This is a genomic window from Phaeobacter sp. JH20_37, from assembly GCF_048056015.1.
Classification (GTDB): Bacteria; Pseudomonadota; Alphaproteobacteria; order Rhodobacterales; family Rhodobacteraceae; genus Phaeobacter; species Phaeobacter bryozoorum.
Window position 1 is genome coordinate 77,095 of sequence record NZ_JAYMWW010000001.1, and the last position, 21,724, is coordinate 98,818.

A 21,724-nucleotide genomic window follows, 5' to 3' on the forward strand; every position below is an offset into this window, starting at 1 on the left:
ACTAAGACTTTGACGCGCGCCGCCTAGCTGGCCGGATCGCGGCTGCATGCCTAAGCCCGCGCCAACTATGCGCCGCTGCGCTTCTGCAACCTGAAGATTGAGGAGAGACGATAATGCCGGATACAGGATTTTACTTTGACGAACACTGCCTGTGGCACACGACAGGTGAACACGCGCTGATCATGCCGGTCGGGGGCTGGGTGCAGCCGCCCGCTGGCGCCGGTCACGCGGAATCGCCAGAATCCAAGCGGCGGCTGAAGTCGCTGATGGATGTGTCCGGACTGACCGCCCAACTGGGCGTGCAGTCCGCCCGGCCCGTCACCGAATGCGAAATGGCGCGAGTCCACAGCAGTGACTACATTGAGCGTTTCAAGGCGCTCAGCGATGCGGGCGGCGGAAACGCTGGTCTGTTCTCGCCATTTGGAGCTGGCAGCTACGAAATTGCCGCGCTGTCGGCAGGGCTGGCGCGGCGGGCGGTTTTCGATGTGCTGGACGGGACCTATCAGAACGCCTATGCCCTGTCGCGCCCGCCGGGCCACCATGCCGGGCGCGACGGCTCCATGGGCTTCTGCCTGCTGGCCAATATCCCGATCGCCATCGAGGCTGCGAAGGCTGAAAAGGGGCTGGGCCGGGTGGCAGTGCTGGATTGGGATGTGCATCACGGCAACGGCACGCAGGACATCTTCTATGAGCGTGATGATGTTCTGACGATCTCACTCCACCAGCAAAGCTGCTTCCCGCCCGGCTCCGGCCTCGGAGCGGAGCGCGGGTCGGGGGCCGGCGCAGGCTGCAACTTGAATGTTGAACTGCTGCCGGGCGCTGGCCATCAGTCCTATGCCGATGCGATGGAGCTGCTGGTGTTGCCCGCGCTTTACGAATTCAAACCGGATCTGATCATCATCGCCTGCGGGCTGGATGCCAATAACTTCGATCCGCTCAGCCGAATGACGGCCCACAGCGGCACATTCGCCTATCTCACCCGCGCGGTGATGAAGGCCGCGCGTGACCTGTGCGGTGGCAGACTGGTTGCGGTTCATGAAGGCGGCTATGCCGAGGCAGTGGTGCCTTTCTGTGCCCATGAGGTGATCGCCACCATGGCAGGCATCAAGAGCCATGTCGAAGACCCCTTCCGCGGCGTTGCCGAGGCCAACCAGCCCGCAGCCGATTTCGTCGAATTTCAGCGGAACCGGCTGATAAAGTTCGCGGAGCAGATTGCATCAACATAGTCAGGAGCTCTGGCTCACGGCGCCGGCCGGTTTCCTTGTCTTCGTCTCACCGCTCAATTGCAAGACTGCCGCGCCATCACACGCGACAGTTTGTTAAAAAGTAACTGCGACCGATTGGGCTTCACGCGGGGTATTCTTGCCTCGCTTGGAGCTTTCGAAAAACGGCGAGCTGCTTCATCACCAGACGTAGACCTCCATCTTGTCGGCGGCTATGGAATAGCCCGTTTGGCCAAGCGCGGTAGATTGCAGTTGCGTCCGCAGTGTTCCCGTAACCCAAACCGGATCCCAAAGCTGATCCCCCGGCCATGGTTCTGTCGCGGTGACCATCACAAGCTGGTTTGCCGGGGGCGGGGGCGTATGGATGCAGGCGCCGACATAGGGCACCAGCATGAACTCCGTCACGCCCTTTGCTCCGACGTCAAAGGGGATGATGAAACCTGGCATCTTGATATACACACCGTTCAGCTCTTCATTCAGCTTCGTCGCATTTGCGTCGTAGATCGGCCGCCAGGTGTCATTCTCAACGTCCATATCGCCTTCGCCGGTGATCTCCGAATAGGGAACTCCCGGCGGGATCAGGTCATCCCACATGATCTCGCGCGGCATCGCTGCAGAGGCCACCGTTGGAGCAACCACCGACCCAGACAAGAGCATCAACGCCGTTCTGCGGTTCATCATTTGGTCCACCTCGCTTAGTTCACTACGTCCTTACCATCATACCATCGGCAACGGACATTCTGTAGGCCCTCATCGCAGGTATGAGGCTGACAACCATGCCGGCACAGATAACGCTCAGAATGACCCAAAACTCGCGCAGTGTTGGCGCATCAATCGGCAACCACAAGCCAAGCGCACTGTCGAGAAGGGGTTGGGAGATGATCAACCCTACATATACCAACCCCAATCCAAGTGTTGCCCCGAGAGTGGCCATCATCATCGCCTCCAACACCAGCAGGCTAAGTATTGTTAGCGGACCTGCACCCATCGCGCGAAAGATCGCCATTTCGCGGCGCCGTTCATTCAGACTGGAAAAGATCGTGGCCATCATTCCGATCAGCGCGGTCACAACCACCATAGTCGAGACTGCAACAAGCGCGGTTTCGGCTATGCCAACAATACCCCATAGCTCTTGCAAAGCCACACCCGGCAGGATCGCCAGCAACGGCTCTTCGCGATATTCGTTGATGGAACGTTGCAGAGAAAATGTCTGGAGCGGGCTTTTGACACCGACGAGGGCCGCCGTTATCGCTTTCGGTGTCAGGTCCATCTGACGGATGACATCCACCGGCGTCGCCTGACCGGGGATCTGTGCGCCACTCTGCCAGTCGACATGGATGGCTTCTATCGCCTCCATGCTTATGATGACGGTACGGTCAACCGGCGTACCGGTCTTTCCCAGAATTCCAGAGACCCGGAATGGCTGATCTTTGTGTTCGGTGAAAGACGCAAGGCCATGCGCCACGATGATCGGGTCGCCGACCTTGTAACCCAATGCGGACGCGACGTCGGCCCCAACCACCGCATCAAAAAGATCATCCATGACGGCGCCATTTGCCAGCGTCAACGACCTGCCTTGCCGATATCTATAATGCTCAAAAAACTCTTGGGTGGTGCCCATCACACGGAACTGCCGGTGGCTGTCGCCAAGGGAGATCGGCACAATCCAGTCCACATCAGACCGGCCCGCGATGTCCTGATAGCTTTGCCAGCTGACGTTGTTTGTCGCATTCCCGATACGAAATACTGAATAGAGCAACAACTGCACAGATCCCGAGCGGGCGCCGACAATCAGATCGGTCCCGGAAATCGTGTCGGCAAAGCTCGCCTTGGCCCCGGTTCGCACCTTTTCGACGCCAAGAAAAAGGGCGACCGACAAAGCGATAGCGAGGATTGTCATGCCCACCGTCAGCGCACGCGCAAACAGCGACGCAATCGCCAGCCGCAAAATCATGATACCCCTTTCTGAACTTCGGCGATGTCCTCAAGGGTGATGACCCGGTCGAACCTTTTGCCCAGACGGGGATCATGACTCACCATCAATAGTGAAGAGCCCGTAGACTCAGTCTGTGTGAACAGCACATCGAGAAAGGCGTTCTGGGCGTTGCTATCGAGGGCAGAGGTCGGCTCATCCGCGATGATCAGGGGGGGCTGGCCAATCAAGGCACGGGCCACCGCGACGCGTTGTTGCTGACCGACGCTGAGCGTCCTGGCCTTTGCGTTGATAAGATGCTCCGGCAGACCCAGGGCAGAACACAAGCGTGCTGCCTCCGCGGCGGGCTGGCTGACCAGCCTGCGGCGTGAGGGGGCAAAGCGGAGGGGCAGCAGGATATTGTCGATCACGGATCCAAATGGGAGCAAGTTGAACTGCTGGAAGATAACGCCGATATGCTCCGCCCTGAACGTATCTCTCGCGCCTCCGCTCAATCGGGAAATATCTCTGTCGGCAACAGCAATCTCGCCGCGATCCGGCAGGATTGTACCGCAGATCAATGACAGCAGCGTTGATTTTCCCGACCCGCTTTCGCCCAGAAGCAGGACTGTTTCACCCGCTGCAAGAGAGAATTGCGGAACACTCAGCGAGAACCCGGTTCGTCCGCGCCAACGATAGGCCAGTCCAGTGATTTCGAGCGTTGCATCCGTCACCTACGTTCAACGCTCCAACGTCAGGATCGGGGTGCCACGTTCGACCTGATATGCGTGCGCGCCGGATGCATCGGCCAGTTGCACCTGAACCTTCTGCGCGCTGGGAAAGGCGTCGAAGTAAGCGAAGCTGATATTCGTCAGGGATGCAGGTTCGGCGCAGTTTAGCATGTAATTTGCATGAAACTCGGCGTGATCTGCTTTTTCGGTGTGATGCTCAGCATGGCCTTCATGCTCATGGTCATCATGCTTGTCGTTCGCGTGGCCTTCGTGGTCGTTATGACCGTGTTGGTTGTTATCATGCCCGGCATCTTCGGCATGATCCTCATGCACATCTTGACCGTGGCCACTGGCAGTCTCCAGCTTTGCGCTCGCCTCGCCAACGCTGCACCGAGCGGCGTCCGGCATAACAAACAGCGCCAACGGATCACTGAGCCGGGCGATTGCAGCATCAACTGCTGAACGATCCGCGGCACTCTTTGCGGCATGTTCAAACCCGACCAGGTCAGCACCGGGCGCCTGGAACTCCATCAATACCGTGCTCCCGTCGATCGCAATGTTCAGCGTGCCAACGCCGTGTTCATGCGCGCCAAGTTGACGGGTGCCCTCGGCCAACGCAGGCAAGGCAGTAACGATTGCGAGAAGAGAGAGAGTTCGTTTCATAGCAATGTCCAATGTGGAAAATGATCAGGCAGCACAGGTGCCACATAGGCCGTGGATTTCGACGATATGGCGCAGGGCTTTAAAGGCATTTCTATCGGTCAGTTCTGTAAGCTTCGGAAGCAAATCACTGCCGTCGTGTTCCTCTACCGATCCGCAGTCTTCGCAGATGGCCAGAACAGGCACGCTTTCAGCATGGTCGCAGCGACAGGGGACAAAGGCGTTGATTGACTCAAGGCGATGCGCACGCCCCTGATCGGTCAGAGCCGACAGCGTACGATAGACTGTCGGCGGCGCAATACTTGGCTCGCTCAGCTGGAGCTGTTCAAGAATTTGATAGGCCGTCATCGGCCTGTCGCAGGCCTTCAACACGGTCAGGACATCTGATTGGCGTGTCGTTGCGCGTTTTCGCATGATGGCCCCCTTTGTTGCTCCAGGTTATTATTTTATAATATAACAAACCGCAAGACTTAAAACACCAGACACCGGGACAGCCATACGCAAATCCCGGATCGCTCCTGTCCTTAATGGTTGGTCTCGCCCCGCCGCACGGTGAAAAAAAAGTCGCTCCCTAAGGGGCGTTCGGCAACCTCGTCAGGTATAACCTCGGGGCCGCCCAGAAACACGTTGGTGCAGAAATGGGCGTGCATCCTCGAGAGTTTTCGCAACTTTTCACCTGTGATGTCCTGAAACAGCGCAAGCATATCCTCGCGCGCCTTGAGTTCGCTGATCCTCTCGCGATGCCTTCGGCAGCAGTCCTCATGCGCAGCGGCAATGTCTGGATCTGTCAGCAATCGGGCCAGTTCCTCCTCAAGCGCAGGCATCATGCGCTGGATCGAGCGATCGTCTTCGGCGTTGTTGTTCATTCTGAACCAGTAGGACAATCCCTGATCGCGCTCGACGTGATTCACCCTACCACGGTCGCGTTTAACCAGAAAACTCTCTGCACTGCGCACCGCGTAATGGTTGAGCTGGACCAGATCGTATCCATAGGTTGCGATGGTCGAGCGCCAGCCATTCCGAAATATGTCCCGTGGCATCGGGCGACCCGATCCGTTGACCCATCGAATGTCCTGCCAGTGCTGTGATTGCAGCCCCTTTGGCCGGTGAACGCCGAGACGTTTGAAGACACCGTTATTTCGAAACAGCGTTTTAAAGCCCCAAGCCTGATGCGGCCTGCGCGTGACTTCATGGGCGCAGCGCGTAAACTCTCGTGTGACTAACGCGCCGGAGAACCTAGACACATCATTGTTTCCGAACAAGCGCCAGGTCATAGCGATCATATTCGCGTCACCGATCGCAGCATATAGGTCGCTGAGCCGCCCATTTCCGCATCTGATATTGATGAATTCATCCACATCCATACAGACAAGCCAATCCGCGGTGCGAACGACCGGTTCTTCTGCCGCCGCTTGAAACGCGGCGTGCTGCGGCTTCAGGTCGGTTCCGCGATATGGGTTATCCCTGTGCTGGACGTAGCCCTTGCCCTGTAAAACCCGCAAAAGACTGTCGGTGCCATCGCTACAGTCATTTGTATAAACAAGGACCTCATCGACGCCGATGGCACGGTGGTAGGCCAGCCACTCCAGCACGAAAGGCCCTTCATTCTTCATCGTTGTGACCACAACCGTCCGCGTTCCACTGCCGCCAGTGGGCAAAAGCTTTGCCTTGGGCATACGAACCGGATCTGCGCCGAAATGCTGCAACGACACATCAAGGAGTTCCGGCGCCTCAACGAGGCCAGCCTTCGGGACAATTTGCGATAGCTTCTCAGTTGGATGGCGCAGGAGCATACTGCGGGAGAACTTGGCGATGCGATCCGTGTCGGGCGTCGCCCCTACGATCTGTGACTGATGCCAAATGCTGTCAGCGCGGCAGTCTTGCGGGGCGACGCACCAACGCAGGTGGCGTATGTCGCTATCAAACCGCGTACAGATATGATCGGAAAATGAGGCGTCTCTGCCGCGACGCACCCGCCAAGGATAGCTCTGCACCCCATGCAGGCACGTGTAGCTACCAGGGACCTGAACCGAGCGATCAAAAATCGTTGGACCTTTGTTACAGGCCAGCAGGTCGCATAAATCAAGATTGGCCACTGCACGGGCGCTGGCCAAAAAACGCGCCCGAATGATCTCATAGATCACAAACTCACCGAGCGGCGCCCTCCAGGGGTCATCCGGCGGCGCCGTCTGCCTGCGTTTCGGTGCACCCAACACATTCAGTGGATGAGCTTCAGCTGGCAGGCCTTTTTTGCCAAGCGGGCAGGCAGAATGAACCACGACCACGCGCACGAGCCCCTCAATCTCTTTAGCAAACCCTTGCAAAGCCGCAATAAACTGCCGACTTTCATCAGGTGGCGCTTGATCTAGGATGACGGCTGCCTGCATCCCATGCTGAGACACATGGTAGGTCAGCCAGTCAAAGGCCGTTTCGGCACTTTCACCATTGCGCGTCGCAATAATCACGTTCAGCCCGGAAAAAAGGTCCGTCTCAGCAGCTTGGGCCTCAACACGGCATTCTTGACTGTTGACGGCGATAACGACCGGGTCCATCGGGCTATTCAACCCGAGATCGAGGGACTGAACCCAATCCGGGCGATGTCTCAGCGTGGTGTTTTCGTCGGAAGCCAAAACATCGTTGCAATGGGTCCCTGATTTGAAGAACAGCCTGGCGGCATGGCTGTTGCCTGCGGGGATCACAACGCAGTCTAGCAGAATGGTTTCACCAAACTGCTGCACACCCAACTGGCGCTCCAGAACTTTGTCCGATCCTGTCCCGAGGTCTGAATGCGTCATAGAAGGCCCGTTGATATTTGTCTTTGGATAGCACGAATTTTTTCGTACTGCCCTGAAAAATCCGAACGCCACCAATCATTAACGGCCTCACCGCCCTCGGGTCGATCCTCGATTATGCGTCGCGCCTGTATCCTGAACCCGAGCAGCCCGGGCCTATGTATCAAGGGCTCGATAGGAGCTGGTTGTGCCGCCTGTCCAGCGCCGGAAAGCACGATGAAAGTTTGCCGCAGAGGAAAATCCAAGATCCTGCGATATCTCTTCAATCGACTTCTGCCCGGCTCGCAAATCACGGATCGCGATATCGCGGCGCAGTGCATCCTTGATGGACTGGAAGGACGCTCCCTCAGCATCTAATCGCCGCATCAATGTTCGAGGTGTCACATTTAGCATTGCCGCAGCATCGCTCAGTCGGCAGTTTTCCCAGTTGGATTGGTAGAGGAATTCTCGGATCTGAAGCGAAAGCCGGTGCTCCCGAAAGCCGGTGAAGATCCAGTCACGCGGAGCGCGGTCCAGGAATTCCGCCAACTCCGCAGCAGTGCGGGGCTGAGGTGCGCCCAGCTGCTGGGCGTCGAATGAGATGGCCGAGCAGCCCTGAGAAAATGTTACGGCGGCTGGAAAGACGACACCATAATCCTGCGCGAATTCGGGGCGATCGAAGGCAAATTGCACGGCCTTCACCGGCACCTCGTAGCCCGCCAGCCAAGAGAGCAGACCATGCGCCAGCTTAAGCATAAGCATATGCCCGAACCGTTGGATCTCAGGCGATCCGCGGGGGACGATCTTGAGAATGAGATCTGTATTTTCAGATTTTAAATCAACTTGATAGTCATCAAGTATCAAATTCCAGAATGTGGAGAACCGATATAGGGCCGCCGGGAGGGTTCCAGCTGCACGCACCGTGGTCAACAGGTGTTGCAGCGCGCGAGGCCGGACAGTGCGGTCCCACAAACCGGTCATTTCATCACCAGTTTCAACGGCGGCAACCTGATAGAGCTGCACGATCTGGTCAAGGGTTACCCGCTGCGCGCCCATGTGTTTGACAGTCTCCGGCTTGACCAGCGGGGCAAGACCGCAGCGTTGCAGAATAGCGCTCATCTGATCTCCGTTGCAGCAGGTCTGCAAAGCCAGAAGCCAGTCTTCAATGAATGGCAGAGATACGGTCGCCAGCGTGTCTGGATCGGAGTGTGTCATCACTGCGTCAGATTAGGTTGTTTTGTCACTTTCGGAAAGTCGTTTGTCAAATTCTGGAATGGGCAGCAAACTGGCCGTACCGTAGATACGCGACAGCAGGTAGCACAGCAGCGAGGCGCCAATGACTTATCAAGCTCCAATCCGTGACCTGATGTTCAATCTCGAACATCTTTCCCAATGGCCGCAGATCGTGTCCTTGGACAAATACAGCGAAATTGAACGCGCTGACGCTCAGGCTGCATTGGAAGAATTTGGCAGGTTCTGCGGGGATCTCATCGCGCCGCTGTCACATGAGGCCGACACGGCGGGCGCACGACTTGAGGGGAACAAAGTGGTTCTCCCAAGAGCCTATGAAAAAGCCTACGCGCAGTTTGTCGACATGGGGTGGCAAAGCCTGGCGCACCCTGCGGACCATGGCGGAATGGGCTTGCCGCGGGCCGTCGGAGCTGCCGCGACGGAGATCCTGAATGCGTCGGACATGAGCTTTGGCCTGTGCCCACTTCTGACCGATGGTGCCATCGACGCGCTGGAGCTCTCCGGCACGGATGAACAGAAGGAAATTTATCTCCGGCCGCTGGTGTCCGGCAAGTGGAGCGGGACAATGAACCTGACCGAGCCTCAGGCCGGCAGTGATCTTGGTCGCGTGCGTTGCAAAGCTGAGCCGCGCGAGGACGGCAGCTACAGCATCAGTGGCACCAAGATTTTCATCACCTATGGCGAACATGATCTCTCCGAGAACATTATCCATCTGGTTCTCGCGCGCACTCCCGACGCCCCGGAGGGGCACAGGGGGCTGAGCCTGTTTCTGGTGCCGAAATACCTCGTTGATGAGAATGGCCACCCCGGCGACCGCAACCGTGTCAACTGTGTGAGCATCGAACACAAGCTGGGGGTGCGGGCAAGTCCGACAGCGGTTCTGGAATATGCAGGTGCCACCGGATATCTGATCGGGGCAGAAAACCGCGGGTTGGAATATATGTTCACCATGATGAATGCCGCGCGCTTTGCCGTCGGCGTTCAGGGGGTCGCCTTGTCCGACCGCGCCTATCAGCACGCGCTTGCCTACGCCCAGGAGCGGGTTCAGGGACAAGGCATCGGGCTGGACCCTGAACAGGTTCCGACCATCATCGGCCATCCCGATGTGCGCCGGCTGGTGCTGCGGATGCGGGCTCTGGTCGAAGGTGGCCGGTCGCTCAGCATGGCAGCGGCTGGCTGGTTGGACCTGTCTCGGAACGGGACCGACAGCACGCGCGCAGAGGCAACGCCGATCGCCGAATTCTTCGTCCCTCTGGTCAAAGCCTTCTGCACCGAGCGAGCGGTCGAAGTGGCCTCCCTCGGCGTGCAGGTCCATGGCGGAATGGGCTTCATCGAAGAGACCGGCGTCGCACAATTCTACCGGGATGCCAGGATCTTGCCGATTTACGAAGGAACCACGGCAATTCAGGCGAATGACCTATTGGGACGCAAGGTGCTGCGAGACGGCGGACAGACAGCGCGCCGGTTCTCGGCCATGATTGCAGAGACCGAAAGCGCCCTGAAAACTGGGAGCCCGAAAGCGCAGGACATCGCGAAATGTCTTGGCGATGCGCGGGAAGCGTTTGACGCCAGCCTGGACTGGTTGCTGGACATTGGCAGCGATGATCTCAGGTCCGTCTTTGCCGGCAGCGTCCCTTTCCTCAATCTAACCGGGACGCTTGCGGCCGGATGGCAATTGGCACGCGCGGCGCGTGCTGCCGAGATTGAGTTGGAACAGGGCAGCGATCCTGAATTCATGGCACAAAAAATCACCACCGCCCAGATCTTCGCCCGGCATGTCCTGGTCGAATGCGAAAGCGACCGGGCCCGGATCATCAACGGTGCATCGAGTCTCCTCGACGAGACAAGCCGACTCTGACCTTCCGCAGCCTACCCTCCCAAGGGCACCCATTTAATCCGAAAAGGATCCCCCCATGTTGGCAAAAGACAGCTTCAGCTCCTATCAGAACCTCGCCATCGACGTGCGCGACAACGGTGTCTGTGTCGTAAAACTCAACCGCCCCTCGAAACGAAACGCGCTGGACACCGCAACCATTGAAGAGCTGGTTCAGTTCTTTAGCGGTGCACATCGCAACGGTGTAAAGGCAGTGGTGCTGGCCGGGGCGGGGGACCATTTCTGTGCAGGTCTGGACCTCGTCGAACATTGGAAAGAGGATCGCAGCCCGGACGAATTCATGCATGTCTGCCTGCGCTGGCACGAAGCATTCAACAAGATGGAATATGGCGGGGTTCCCGTCATCGCAGCCCTGCAGGGCGCGGTTGTTGGCGGCGGTCTTGAGCTGGCCAGCGCAGCCCATATCCGGGTGATAGACCAAAGCACATATTTCGCGCTGCCAGAGGGCCAGCGTGGCATTTTCACCGGTGGCGGCGCGACCATCCGTGTCTCTGATTTGATTGGCAAATCACGGATGATCGACATGATCCTGATGGGACGTGTTTATCAGGGGCAGGAAGCCGTTGACCTTGGGCTGGCGCAATACATCACTGAAGGATCCAGCTTTGACAAGGCATTGGAACTTGCCGATCGCGCGGCGGAAAACCTGCCGTTGACCAACTACGCGATCTGTTCCGCAATCAGCCATCTCAACAATATGTCCGGTATGGATGCCGCCTATGCCGAAGCGGTGGTCGCCGGTGTTGTGAACACGCAGCCCGCGGCACGGGCACGGCTTGAAGCCTTTGCGAACAAAACGGCTGCACGCGTTCGTCCGAATGAATAACGCAGCATTCCTCTCGCCCATCCGGATCAGGGTCGGGGGGACCTACCGTTCGGGGGGCAGCGGCCACAAAGACAGTTCTCGCCTTGACTGGTTTGATCGAACTTATCAATAGTTGCGCTATGACTAAGGCCAGAACAGGAGCGGCGCTGCTCTCCCTTTCGCTGGATCGCGACGGACCAGAAACGTTGCAGGCACAGCTGCTGTCTCAATTGAGACGCCTGATTCTCGAGCATGTGCTTTCGCCAGGGTCAAAGCTCCCGTCAAGCCGGACATTGGCTGATGAACTCTCGGTCTCACGGGTGACAGTCTCCGCCGTGATCGATCAGTTGATCAGCGAGGGCTATCTGGAAGGGCGCGCCAGATCCGGTGTTTACGTCGAAGCAGAATTGCCCGAACAGCTGCCGGGATTGGCAGGAGCACCAGGCCCGCAGGATACAGACGCAGCCATGCCGGACGCTACTCCCGACATGCCCGCACAGTTACGAACCTTTGATATCTCCGCATCTGAGATCGCACTGTTTCCATACCGCCAATGGAGCCGCCACCACGACAAAACCTGGCGTATGCCCGAAGCCGCGTTGCTGGCGCGCGTCGATCCTTTTGGTTGGCCGCCGCTGCGCAGCGCGATTGCCGATCATTTGCGAGAATGGCGTGGCTTGCCCTGCACGCCAGAGCAGATCTTCATCACCTCCGGTGTCGTCGAAGCGATTGGCCTGATCGCGGCTGCCGTGTTGAGGGAAGGCGATGAGGTCCTGACCGAAGATCCCGGGTATATGATCCTCAATCGCGCTTTGCATCACAACCGGCTAATCCCAGTGCCGTCGCCGGTTGATCAGTCGGGCTTCGACATCAAGAGCGCACTGCTAGCCACACCGAGGGCAAAAGCGGCGATTGTGACACCGTCGCGTCAGTACCCGCTGGGCGTGACATTGCCGCTTTCCCGCCGACTGGAACTGATCGAATGGGCCGTCGCGAGACAGGCCTATGTGATCGAGGACGACTTTGACAGTGAGTATCGATTTCAGGGTCGACCGCTCCCAGCGATGATGAGCCTCAACAATCAGGATCGGGTGATCTACGTCGGCAGCTTCTCCAAGGTGGTCTTTTCTGCACTAAGGCTAGGGTTTGTGGTTTTTCCAAAACCACTTTTGTCGCAGGTCAGAGCCGTGCTGGAACAGACCGACCCGCAGGCGTCACTCATGCTGCAACCCGTGCTGGCCCGTTTCATGCAGAGCGGCGATTTTGCCACCCATATCCGGCGGATGCGACGCCTCTACGCAAAACGACATGCGGCGCTGCTGCGGGCGATCTGCGTCCATGCAGGCGATCTACTGGCCGTGGATCCGGTACCTGCCGGAATGCACTTGGTGGCAAGGCTCACATCTTTGCTCGAGAGCCGCATGAGCGATGTCGAGGCTGCACAGCGCGCCGATTTGGCCGGGGTTTCCGTCAGACCGCTGTCGTCATTTTTTGCACAGACGCCCAACATGCAAGGGCTGGTCATGGGCTTTGCAGGGTTCTCAGAAGACACACTTGACCAAGGCGTTCAGGATCTAGCGGCGGCCTTACGTGCATGAAACCAGACCTGTCTTGTCAACTCAATCAATCCTATTTTTAACATAACTACCATTATCAATCATCTTGTGGGCGCAATTCCTCATCCCTCGGGCGCGGCATCCGCTGTTGATGGGATAAAATCGCGCCAGTGATCCCCGACGGTGGGCAGTTCTGTATAGGTCCGCCGTGCGTCGGCGGCGCGACCGATGAGATCGGCGGCAGACATGCCCATTTTGTCGCAATAGGCTTCCAGTTCATCCACCGCGTCCGTGATCACCCTCCAGCCGCGCAGCATCACCTCGGAGGATAGCCCTACGGCACTGCTACCAGCCAGCATCATCCGGGCAACGTCCCGACCATTTGTCGCGCCGTTGGTGCCAATCAATGGGCAGCCCGGACCAAGACGTCGTCGGCTTGTTGCCAACCAATGGCAAGTGATCGGCAGGTTCCAATACCCCCCGATACCGCAGCTTGTGTCCAGCACAGGTTTTTGTGTTTCAAGATCAGGCACCAACCCAAGCGACCGGCCTGCCATAACCACGCTTTGGGCGCCTGCGGAAAACGCTGCTTCAGCGAGGTCGCCTACGCGTTCGCTTTGACCTGAGATCTTGATCCAGACCGGAATATCTAATGCTTCAACCATCATTCCGGTGAGCCTTGCCACCCGTTCGGGGACCAGCTCCGTGCTGACAGCACAGCGCGCCGCCTGGCTGGCGTAGGGCGTACCGATGTTCAGTTCCAGCAGCTTCAGCCCGGCGGCCTGGATCGCGCGCGCCATGTCCAGGGCTGCGGCTGGCTGGGCCAGGACCAGTGACGGTACGAACAGACAGTCGTGTTGACCTGCCAGACGGTCCATACTCACAGCTTGCAAGAGCCAAGCGTCAAAGGTCAGTGACGGTAGCCCAGATCGGGTAAACACCGTCAGTCCGCGCGGAGCATCCTCGGACCAATCCACCTTGTTCCAGTCTCGATCCAGCAAAGTGTATTCAGCCTGCTGCAACTGGTGCCTGGCGGCTTGCGACTCGTTGATAGATTTGCCGACCACCGCACCCGCGCCGGCTTCAATCGCAGCACGGACCCCCTCGATATCAATCAGATGTTCTCCCGGCGCCGCGATCACCGGGTTCTTCAGGCAAAGATCTCCAATGCGGGTCTCAAGCTTGGCCATGCGTCACCCGCCGACTTCCAGCCGTTCCCCTGAGCACACAGTCTCCTTGACCTGCGGCCCTGGCGTCGACGCCCGCAATCCCAGAATGCGGCGTGCCTCATCTGTGGTCGCGACAGGACGCTCGTATTTTTCGCAGAGCGCTGTCACACGCTCCACGAGTGCAGCGTTCGACGGCGCCAGCGTATTGCGGTCGAGCCTGACATTATCCTCAAGACCCGTTCGCGTGTGTCCACCTGTCGAGATTGCCCATTCATTGACAACCAACTGGGCAGCGCCAATGCCGGCAGCGCACCACGGCGATGTCGGCGACAGCCGTTGCAGCGTTGCCCGGTAGATATCAAATATGGCTCTGTCTGCGGGCATCGCATTGCGCACCCCCATGACAAACTGCACATAAGGCGGGTCATGCAACTTACCCTCTTGCGCCATCGTGCACGCATTTACTATATGGCTAAGATCAAAGGCTTCAATCTCCGGCATCACACCGTAGGCCGCCATCTCGCTTGCCAGCCAATCAACCAGCTCGGGCGGGTTTTCGTAGACCCGTGTTGGGAAGTTGTTTGATCCGACCGAAAGCGACGCCATATCGGGCCTCAGTGACAGCATACCGCCCCGCGTCCGGCCAGACCCGGACCGGCCACCTGTGGACAGCTGGACGATCATGCCATCACAGTGCTTGCGGATTCCTTCCATCAGGCGCGCGAATTTCTCAGGATCCGAACTGGGTGTTTCGTCCTGGTTCCGAACATGACAATGCGCAATCGCGGCGCCGGCCTCAAACGCGGCCTGGGTGCTTTCGATCTGTTCATCAACGGAAATTGGAACCGCCGGATTGTCGGACTTGCGGGGCAGTGACCCGGTAATTGCCACACAGATTATGCAGGGTGCTTGGTCGGTCATGCGCGGGATTCTTCCAGATTGGCCAAGGCCTCTATCGCCGCCCCTGCTCCGCCTGCATCGGCCTGTATGCCGAGCACCTTCAGAGCCAAATCAATGCTTGATATCGCCCCCAGAATGGTCGGTGCATTGATGTGCCCCATATGCCCGATCCGTATCGACTTGTTGGCCCAGTCGCCCAGTCCCCGGCCCAGCGTAACACCGCAATGTTGCTTGCAGAAAGCGATGATCCTATGCGCGTGTGTATCGGCAAAGTTCAGCACCGATACCGATGGCGCGCGAGCAGACGGGTCCATAATATTCGCCATCGCGCCCGCCGCCGACCATTGGCCAATTGCGGCCAGTGTCGCATCTCTAAGCGCTGCGTGACGTGTAAAGACCGCGCCGAGCCCCTCCCGCTCCATTATGTCTAGTGCTGCCGCGAGCCCGAACAAGAGCTGTTCGGGCGGCGTGCCACAGTATTTAGAGTAGTGATCACCCGTCATTCGCGCGGTCCAATCCCAGTAGCGGGACCGCAGACCCGCTGAGGCATGGGCCGCCAATGCGCGCGGTCCTGCCACCACGAAACCCAGTCCCGCTGGACACATCAGACCTTTCTGTGACGCTGATACCGCCACATCCACGTGCCATTCGTCGAAAGCAAATGGCATGGTGCCCAGCGACGCGATGGCATCCACCATCAGCAGAGCAGAATGACCAGTGACGTCTATGGCCTGCCGGATGGCACCGATCTTGTTGCAGGCGCCTGAGGCGGTATCGACCTGAACACAGAGGATGGCGGCAATCTCGTTCGCGCTGTCTTCTGTCAATCGCCGTATCAGCGCGTCGGTGTCGATGGGTCGGTGCCAGTCGCCCGGCAGGATCTCGACCTGTAATCCCATCGCCTCTGCCATGTCTCCCCAGCCAAGCGCGAACCGGCCGGATTCCAAGACCAGAATTCGATCTCCGCGCGACAACGTATTGCAGAGCGCCGCATCCCAGACGCCATGACCGTTGGCCGCATAGAGAAAGACCCGCTGCGATGTGCCGAATGCTTTCTGCAAGCCTGCCTCGCACCGGGCCGTCACGTCGAGAAGCGGCCCGGAATAGATGTCGATGGAGGGGCGCTGGATCGCCGTGCGCACGGCATCGGGAAGGATCGACGGCCCCGGGATCAGAATGGTTTCCGGTCCGGCGGCCAGTATTGGGAAAGCATCAATCATGGCTTAGCTCGATCTTGCCAAGCCGCCGCTCCCGCAGAAAGGCAGAGGCCACCACCGGGATGATCACAAGCGCCGCCAAACCCAGGATTTCATGCTTTTCAAGCGGGATGACCGTGTGCCCGGGGAGCGGCATGATGATCGCACCCGCAATGAGCAGCAGCCGATCGTGTAGCTTCAGACGACCAACACCCGCCAGATAGCCCTGCATACCGCTGGCAAAGCACATCACACCCAATACCGCGATGCTAAGTGCGATCACGATTTCACCCGGGCTGCCGACCAGAATTAACGCCGGATCCAGCACGAAGAAGAAGGGGATGAAGTAGATGACGCTGCCAAGTCTCATCGCCTCAACTCCCGTGGCCATTGGCGGTGCCTTTGCGACCGAGGCGGCGGCAAACGCCCCCAGCGCAACAGGCGGCGTGATGAACGACAGCATACCCCAGTAAAAAATGAACATATGGACGGCCATTGCATTCATCCCGGTCGCAACCAGTGCGGGAGCAAGAATAATCGCAAGAAAGATGTAGGCCGCCGTCACCGTCATACCGATACCAAGCACAAAGCTGGTCATCGCCCCGATGATCAACAGCACCATAGGCGAGCCGCCAGCGATCGACAGCAGGTCATTCACCAACGTTCCGGCAAGCCCGGTCATCGAGAGGGCACCCACAATCAAACCAATCCCCGCCAAGACGCTAACGAGTTCGGCAAAAAGCTTCGTCAGCGTGTCAACAAAGGCAAGCAGCTCGTCACGTCCCCAGCGCGTGTTCTTTGAGAACAGCTGATTGATGATCAGCAGCACTGGAGTTGCATAGAACGGCGCCAGCATTTCGCGGCGAAGGAAAAGCAGCAGATAAACAAGGAGAGCGAAGGCAAAGATATAGAACCACCCTTCTTTCAGCGTCTGTCGCACCGATGGCAATTCCGCGGCCTCAAGCCCCTTGATACCTTCGCGCGCCGCGCGCGCGTCGATCTGGATGAAAAGCCCGAAGAAATATAAGAACGACGGGATAATCGCGGCCATTGCAACACTGGCGTAAGAGACCTCGAGAAAATTGGCCATGATGAAGGCTGTGGCGCCCATAACTGGCGGCATTAGCACACCACCCGTTGAAGCGCAGGCCTCGACCCCGGCGGCAAAGGGTGCCTTTAGCTTGATACGGCGCATCGCAGGGATGGTCATCACACCGGTGGTCATGACATTGGTCACAACCGAGCCGCTCATCGAGCCCATCAGGCCGCTTGCTACAATCGCAACCTTCGCTGGCCCGCCACGAATATGTCCCAGCAGAGCAAAGGCAAGATTAATGAAGAATGTGCCCGCCCCGGTATGCTGTAGCGCTGCACCAAAGATCAGAAACCCGATGACCAGATTGGCGAACGCCCGCATCGGGATGCCCACAATGCTCTCGTTGCTCATGGCATGGTAACCCGCCGCAGTCTCCAGCGGGTAGGAAAACCCGCGAATGGGGCCGGGCATGGCATCGGCAAACAATGGATAGAGGGACACGACGCCCACAATAACGGCGAGTGCCGTGCCGCCGGCGCGGCGCGAGGCCTCAAAGATCAGGACCCAGAGTGCCATCGAAACATAGGTGGCGCGCGCGGGTGCCGCGAGTTCCCAGCCATTTTGCATCATGTTGAGCGAGTTTGCGATAAACCAGCACAGCACAGATCCGGTCAGGACCGCCAGGACGATATCGTAAAACGGCACCCTGGTGCCGGTCGCAGCCTTGCCAATGGGCAAGATGATGAAGACGGACGGGATGATCAAAAGCAAAAGCAGATACATATACTGATTTGCAAGAAGTGTATGGCCCACAAAGAAATGCAGATTGAAGGCCTGATTGATCGAAAGAAACACTACGGCGCAGGTGCTTGCCCGCAGCAACCAGAGCCAGGCATTGCCGACAGGTCGGAAACGGCTGACCGACGCTTCTAGGTCGTCCATCTTCGTACTCATGGATCAGTTATCCCAAACTGTCGGCATATTTGCCGCTCGCAGCGCATCTGCACGCGCGGCCATCCAGCGCTTCTGGAAGTCATCGGCGCTTTTGTCTTCCAGGTCTTGCCACGCATTTGCGATCACAGCCTGCCGGCTCAGAAGATACCGGTTGTGCGCTTCATTTTCGTCAGACCACAGGCCAACCGACTTCCAATACGCAACCGCTCCTTCATGATACGGCAAGACCCATTGGAAATTCTGCCGATCCTTGGCCCAGCCACTGGCGGAGGGCTCGGCGGCGACAAATCTCTCGAACTGCTCGTCGATGCCCTTTGCCATGTTCATCACAAGCTCAGCATCGCGATCCGGCGCGGTCACGAGAATTGGATAGGGAAAGCCGCTGCATTGCAACGGGTTAGCATCCGAGATGTTGGTACCGGCCGTTGCGATCCGTTTGGCCATATGAGGGGCCACGGCCTGCATTCTCGCCCAATTTGCGGTTTCATCATGTGGAGTTTCAAGCCAGCGCAAACCCCGCGGAGACGCGTCAACTTCGGTGCCGCCGCCTGTGGTAAATGAAGTCATCGCGTCGGCCTGATCATTCAGGATTGCTTTCCATGCCGCGTCAAACCCGCTTACCTCGACTTTGGTGACATCGTCCCAAGTCAATCCGCCATATGCGAGAAAGGCCGTCACATTGGTCTGTAGCGCGGGTGAACCGACAACCCAAGGCAACCGCTTGCCCTTGAGATCTGCCGCAGTCACGATATTCGCGTCTGCCGCAGTTCCAAGCGCGAGACAGTTGTTGCCGGATGCGCTCATCACCATTTGCAGGGGTTGTGGCCCCAGTTCCGGTTTCGCCCACCCGAGGACGCCCTCAGCTGCATAGAACACGCCAGATCCGGCAGCGGCAAAATCGATCTGACCGCTCACCACTGGCACAACGCGAGAGACGTCATTTTTAGCCGGAACAACGCGCAGCGTAACGCCGTATTCGTCCTGGAGCGCCTTGCCGATAGCAACCGACTGGCTATAGCCCGAGCTTCCGACATTATAGGCTGTCCACGACAACGTATCGGGCAGCTTGGTCTCTTCCGCCGCGGCGGCACCGCCCAGGCACATCGCCAAAAGCGGACCCATTATTCTAAGCGTTTTGGTCATTTCTATTTCTCACACTTCCTAGTCGGTTACGCGGTCCGGTTTCCGCCCTTTGTTCTGGTTAGAACTCAGTCGCCCTGGCCTTTGCCCCATTGAAAACTCTTGGTCGAAAACCTGGACGAGCGTCTGAGTTAACCTGTGATTTACTGTCAGGTCTTGCCTGCGACCTCTCAACGATTGCGCAGGGCTGTTCCACTGTGTGGAACAATATGGTAAGCGTTCCAGACATCGCATAAGGGAGCAGGTTGTTGGTACGGTATACTCCGGTCAGATCCGTCGAGCGGGCGATGGCGGTGCTTGAGGAAATGAACCGCGTCAAAAGCTCCACGGTTGCTCACCTGCATCTCCGCACCAAACTCGCAAAGCCGACAATCGTGCGGTTGCTCCAGACGCTGGAACACATGGGTTATGTGAGCAGAGATGAACGCCAGTCGGGCTATGTTCTGACCTCAAAGGTCATGTCGCTTAGTGCCGGGTTTCACAATGACCCGCTGGTTGTCGAAGCCGGGCGTGCCTATGCCATTGCCCTGACAAAGCAGGTTACTTGGCCGGTCTCAATCGCCATTCCAGATCAGGGCGATGTCGTGGTTCGGTTCTCAACCATTCCCGACAGCCCGATTTCACCGTTTCACGCAACGGTGAATATGCGCCTGTCATTGGATCTTCATGGGCTGGGACTTGCCTATCTGGCTTTCTGTCCCGAGGACGAGCAGCGCATTTTGTTGAAATCGATATTCGAACGCGGCAAGAGTGAGACGCCGCAATCAGGCGACACAGAAACCGGGTTGCAAGGGCGACTGGCCCTCATCAAGCAGCAGGGATTTGCGGAGCGGCTGCGCGCCGCCGGCAACGAAAGCTCCAACACGATCGCGGTTCCGATCCTTGGCGAAGGCCGCGTACTGGGGACTTTGGGTATTACCTATTTCCGCTCGGCCGTCCGGCGCGCGGATGCCGTTCGCGACTTTCTGCGCCCGCTACAGGATGCGGCCAAACAGATCGCCAGCAATGTCCGCGATCTGACCTGAGAGCTGTGTCAACGTGCTCGGGTTTCGTTCAACTCTTTCATCAGCGCCTCGAAGCGGGAATCCGCTTGGGCCTGCAACTCGGAATAGAGAGAATTGCCACGCACATCGACACCAACGGTCAAGGGGCCCAATTGCTTCACGCGCAAGCGCGTCAGCCGAAATTGCAGGATGAGATCTGTCCACGCCACGTCGATTACATCTTCGACCGCCTCTGACGTCAATGCGCTGGCCCCACCCACAAATGACAGATAAACACAGCGCATCTCGCGCATTGCCTCTACCGTCTGCGGACCGACACCGCCTTTTCCACCGATCGCCTTTACCCCACTGGCGCGAATGATCGCTGGCAGATGGGGCTCAAATCGCGTGCTGGTTGACGGGTTGATGTAGCGACATGTTTTGTCGGATCCACTCTCTTCGATATAAGCACCGACCTGACACAACATACCGTCTTTGAGGTCTATCGGCAGCTCAACCCCCGATTGCAGATAGTCCTTCATCCGCTTATGCGTCGGCAGACCAACGGTTACAACGATATCCCCTGTGAGATAGACAAGGTCACCGATCCTAAGCCTGTCCAGACAATCCTGTTGCAGCGGCAAGGTCAAATCGTGGCTCTGGGATTGCGTATTGGTCATTCGATCCGCTCGATTTTGCCTGAGTTATAGAGGCGCGCGCGGGTTCTCCGGTTGATCCAGCAGTTGAAGCACACTGCCACTGGCGTAAACCCATGACCGGCGGAATAATCGATATGGATGCCCAGTGCTGTCGTATCGCCGCCCTGCCCCATTGGACCGAAACCCAGCTTGTTGATTGCCTTGAGCAAACGCTTTTCCATATCTGCCAGGATCGGCTCGGGGTTTGTCGTACCCATCGGTCGCAAGGTCGCATTCTTTGCGATTTTTGCAGCCTGATCGAAAGACCCGCCAATACCGACGCCAATCATGACGGGCGGGCAATGCTGCGAGCCGGCCTTAATCACCGTCTTGAGGATGAACTCCTCAATATCGGCCAGTCTAGGATAAACAAAGATCTCCAGCGCCGCCCAACGACCTGAGCCGAGCGCCTTGGGTGAACATGTGATGTCAATGTAATCCGCGCCATCGACGATATCCCAGTTGATGATGGGCATATCCTTGCCCTGATAGGAGCGTTCGTTTGTCAGAGGGTTCTGAACAAATTTCAAAAGCGGCGGATCGATGCGCTCAACAAGATCGCCAAAACCATCGACGAAGGCAGATTTCACATCCCCTTCGAACCGTGCCTGACTGCCGATCTTAACAGAATAGACCGGCACACCCGCATCCGAGCACAAAAACCGGTCGTGTTCTTCGGCCAGCTCCGAACTGCGGATCATGAAGTTCAGCACCTTCTTAGCGTTCTCACCGGTTTCCTCGGCATAGGCTTCGGCAAGCCGTGCTTTCGTGTCCTCGGGGATCTTCTTTAATGACCAATCATAAAGATCGCCGGTCAGCCGCCGCAGCGCATCGTATCTGATCAT

19 protein-coding genes are annotated in these 21,724 nt (G+C 58.0%); 5 read left to right on the plus strand and 14 right to left on the minus strand.

The annotated features are described in order from the left end of the window. Positions 1-113: 113 nt before the first annotated feature. Positions 114-1,226, plus strand: a complete 1,113-nt coding sequence (locus VWZ87_RS00395; RefSeq protein WP_416535457.1) for a class II histone deacetylase — start codon at positions 114-116, stop codon at positions 1,224-1,226. 177 nt (positions 1,227-1,403) lie between these two features. On the opposite strand, the gene VWZ87_RS00400 is transcribed toward VWZ87_RS00395, so the two are convergent. From VWZ87_RS00400 to VWZ87_RS00430, 7 genes are all read right to left on the minus strand, one after another. Continuing rightward, complete coding sequence (locus VWZ87_RS00400; protein ID WP_416535458.1) at positions 1,404-1,904, minus strand: DUF3299 domain-containing protein; 501 nt, start codon at positions 1,902-1,904, stop codon at positions 1,404-1,406. Positions 1,905-1,926: 22 nt separating this feature from the next. Beyond that, positions 1,927-3,177, minus strand: a complete 1,251-nt coding sequence (locus VWZ87_RS00405) for an ABC transporter permease (RefSeq protein WP_416535459.1) — start codon at positions 3,175-3,177, stop codon at positions 1,927-1,929. Beyond that, a complete protein-coding gene (locus VWZ87_RS00410) occupies positions 3,174-3,869 on the minus strand; it encodes an ABC transporter ATP-binding protein (RefSeq protein ID WP_416535460.1) in 696 nt (231 codons plus the stop codon). The genes VWZ87_RS00405 and VWZ87_RS00410 overlap by 4 nt, the downstream gene beginning before the upstream one ends. 6 nt (positions 3,870-3,875) lie before the next feature. Further along, positions 3,876-4,529: a zinc uptake protein ZrgA gene (zrgA, locus tag VWZ87_RS00415; RefSeq protein WP_416535461.1), complete on the minus strand. Its 654-nt coding sequence runs from the start codon at positions 4,527-4,529 to the stop codon at positions 3,876-3,878. Positions 4,530-4,553: 24 nt separating this feature from the next. Beyond that, positions 4,554-4,940 carry a Fur family transcriptional regulator gene (locus VWZ87_RS00420; protein ID WP_340547659.1) on the minus strand — a complete coding sequence of 129 codons (387 nt, stop codon included), beginning with the start codon at positions 4,938-4,940 and terminating at the stop codon, positions 4,554-4,556. A 110-nt stretch (positions 4,941-5,050) separates the two neighbouring features. Continuing rightward, on the minus strand, positions 5,051-7,321 hold the full coding sequence (locus VWZ87_RS00425) for a glycosyltransferase family 2 protein (protein WP_416535462.1): 2,271 nt from the start codon (positions 7,319-7,321) through the stop codon (positions 5,051-5,053). A 153-nt stretch (positions 7,322-7,474) separates the two neighbouring features. Next, positions 7,475-8,512: an AraC family transcriptional regulator ligand-binding domain-containing protein gene (locus VWZ87_RS00430; RefSeq protein WP_416535463.1), complete on the minus strand. Its 1,038-nt coding sequence runs from the start codon at positions 8,510-8,512 to the stop codon at positions 7,475-7,477. 121 nt (positions 8,513-8,633) lie between these two features. On the opposite strand from VWZ87_RS00430, the gene VWZ87_RS00435 reads away from it, so the two are divergent. The 3 genes from VWZ87_RS00435 to VWZ87_RS00445 all read left to right on the plus strand — a co-directional run bounded on the left by VWZ87_RS00435 (position 8,634) and on the right by VWZ87_RS00445 (position 12,845). Then, the gene (locus VWZ87_RS00435) at positions 8,634-10,406 is read left to right on the plus strand and encodes an acyl-CoA dehydrogenase (protein WP_416535464.1); all 1,773 of its coding nucleotides are present in this window, start codon (positions 8,634-8,636) and stop codon (positions 10,404-10,406) included. A gap of 55 nt (positions 10,407-10,461) precedes the next feature. After that, positions 10,462-11,268: a methylthioacryloyl-CoA hydratase gene (gene dmdD / locus VWZ87_RS00440; RefSeq protein WP_416535465.1), complete on the plus strand. Its 807-nt coding sequence runs from the start codon at positions 10,462-10,464 to the stop codon at positions 11,266-11,268. 83 nt (positions 11,269-11,351) lie between these two features. After that, positions 11,352-12,845: a PLP-dependent aminotransferase family protein gene (locus VWZ87_RS00445; protein ID WP_416535466.1), complete on the plus strand. Its 1,494-nt coding sequence runs from the start codon at positions 11,352-11,354 to the stop codon at positions 12,843-12,845. A gap of 80 nt (positions 12,846-12,925) precedes the next feature. Here the strand turns inward: VWZ87_RS00445 and VWZ87_RS00450 are convergent, their stop codons facing one another. The 5 genes from VWZ87_RS00450 to VWZ87_RS00470 are packed head-to-tail and all read right to left on the minus strand — an operon-like array spanning position 12,926 to position 19,201. Further along, on the minus strand, positions 12,926-13,993 hold the full coding sequence (locus VWZ87_RS00450) for a dihydroorotate dehydrogenase (protein ID WP_340547664.1): 1,068 nt from the start codon (positions 13,991-13,993) through the stop codon (positions 12,926-12,928). Positions 13,994-13,996: 3 nt separating this feature from the next. Further along, positions 13,997-14,893, minus strand: coding sequence for a 3-keto-5-aminohexanoate cleavage protein (locus VWZ87_RS00455; RefSeq protein ID WP_416535467.1), 897 nt, complete (start codon positions 14,891-14,893; stop codon positions 13,997-13,999). Beyond that, positions 14,890-16,092, minus strand: coding sequence for a pyridoxal-phosphate-dependent aminotransferase family protein (locus VWZ87_RS00460; RefSeq protein ID WP_416535468.1), 1,203 nt, complete (start codon positions 16,090-16,092; stop codon positions 14,890-14,892). Before VWZ87_RS00460 ends, VWZ87_RS00455 begins: the two co-directional genes overlap by 4 nt. Next, positions 16,085-18,058, minus strand: coding sequence for a TRAP transporter permease (locus tag VWZ87_RS00465; protein ID WP_416535469.1), 1,974 nt, complete (start codon positions 18,056-18,058; stop codon positions 16,085-16,087). The genes VWZ87_RS00460 and VWZ87_RS00465 overlap by 8 nt, the downstream gene beginning before the upstream one ends. A 3-nt stretch (positions 18,059-18,061) precedes the next feature. Beyond that, positions 18,062-19,201, minus strand: coding sequence for a TAXI family TRAP transporter solute-binding subunit (locus VWZ87_RS00470; protein WP_416535470.1), 1,140 nt, complete (start codon positions 19,199-19,201; stop codon positions 18,062-18,064). A gap of 245 nt (positions 19,202-19,446) precedes the next feature. Between VWZ87_RS00470 and VWZ87_RS00475 the strand changes: the two genes are divergently transcribed. Then, positions 19,447-20,223, plus strand: coding sequence for a DNA-binding transcriptional regulator (locus tag VWZ87_RS00475; RefSeq protein ID WP_416536900.1), 777 nt, complete (start codon positions 19,447-19,449; stop codon positions 20,221-20,223). 8 nt (positions 20,224-20,231) lie between these two features. Here the strand turns inward: VWZ87_RS00475 and VWZ87_RS00480 are convergent, their stop codons facing one another. Further along, positions 20,232-20,861 (minus strand): fumarate hydratase C-terminal domain-containing protein, encoded by a 630-nt coding sequence (locus VWZ87_RS00480; RefSeq protein WP_416535472.1) that lies wholly within the window; start codon positions 20,859-20,861, stop codon positions 20,232-20,234. Next, positions 20,858-21,724: a fumarate hydratase gene (locus VWZ87_RS00485; protein WP_416535473.1), complete on the minus strand. Its 867-nt coding sequence runs from the start codon at positions 21,722-21,724 to the stop codon at positions 20,858-20,860. The genes VWZ87_RS00480 and VWZ87_RS00485 overlap by 4 nt, the downstream gene beginning before the upstream one ends.

Bases quoted from the DNA above. Each gene is read 5' to 3' on its own strand.
- VWZ87_RS00395 (WP_416535457.1), top strand. From the start codon at position 114: ATGCCGGATACAGGATTTTACTTTGACGAACACTGCCTGTGGCACACG.
- VWZ87_RS00400 (WP_416535458.1), bottom strand. From the start codon at position 1,904: ATGATGAACCGCAGAACGGCGTTGATGCTCTTGTCTGGGTCGGTGGTT.
- VWZ87_RS00405 (WP_416535459.1), bottom strand. From the start codon at position 3,177: ATGATTTTGCGGCTGGCGATTGCGTCGCTGTTTGCGCGTGCGCTGACG.
- zrgA (WP_416535461.1), bottom strand. From the start codon at position 4,529: ATGAAACGAACTCTCTCTCTTCTCGCAATCGTTACTGCCTTGCCTGCG.
- VWZ87_RS00420 (WP_340547659.1), bottom strand. From the start codon at position 4,940: ATGCGAAAACGCGCAACGACACGCCAATCAGATGTCCTGACCGTGTTG.
- VWZ87_RS00425 (WP_416535462.1), bottom strand. From the start codon at position 7,321: ATGACGCATTCAGACCTCGGGACAGGATCGGACAAAGTTCTGGAGCGC.
- VWZ87_RS00430 (WP_416535463.1), bottom strand. From the start codon at position 8,512: ATGACACACTCCGATCCAGACACGCTGGCGACCGTATCTCTGCCATTC.
- VWZ87_RS00435 (WP_416535464.1), top strand. From the start codon at position 8,634: ATGACTTATCAAGCTCCAATCCGTGACCTGATGTTCAATCTCGAACAT.
- dmdD (WP_416535465.1), top strand. From the start codon at position 10,462: ATGTTGGCAAAAGACAGCTTCAGCTCCTATCAGAACCTCGCCATCGAC.
- VWZ87_RS00450 (WP_340547664.1), bottom strand. From the start codon at position 13,993: ATGGCCAAGCTTGAGACCCGCATTGGAGATCTTTGCCTGAAGAACCCG.
- VWZ87_RS00455 (WP_416535467.1), bottom strand. From the start codon at position 14,893: ATGACCGACCAAGCACCCTGCATAATCTGTGTGGCAATTACCGGGTCA.
- VWZ87_RS00460 (WP_416535468.1), bottom strand. From the start codon at position 16,092: ATGATTGATGCTTTCCCAATACTGGCCGCCGGACCGGAAACCATTCTG.
- VWZ87_RS00465 (WP_416535469.1), bottom strand. From the start codon at position 18,058: ATGAGTACGAAGATGGACGACCTAGAAGCGTCGGTCAGCCGTTTCCGA.
- VWZ87_RS00470 (WP_416535470.1), bottom strand. From the start codon at position 19,201: ATGACCAAAACGCTTAGAATAATGGGTCCGCTTTTGGCGATGTGCCTG.
- VWZ87_RS00480 (WP_416535472.1), bottom strand. From the start codon at position 20,861: ATGACCAATACGCAATCCCAGAGCCACGATTTGACCTTGCCGCTGCAA.
- VWZ87_RS00485 (WP_416535473.1), bottom strand. From the start codon at position 21,724: ATGATCAGATACGATGCGCTGCGGCGGCTGACCGGCGATCTTTATGAT.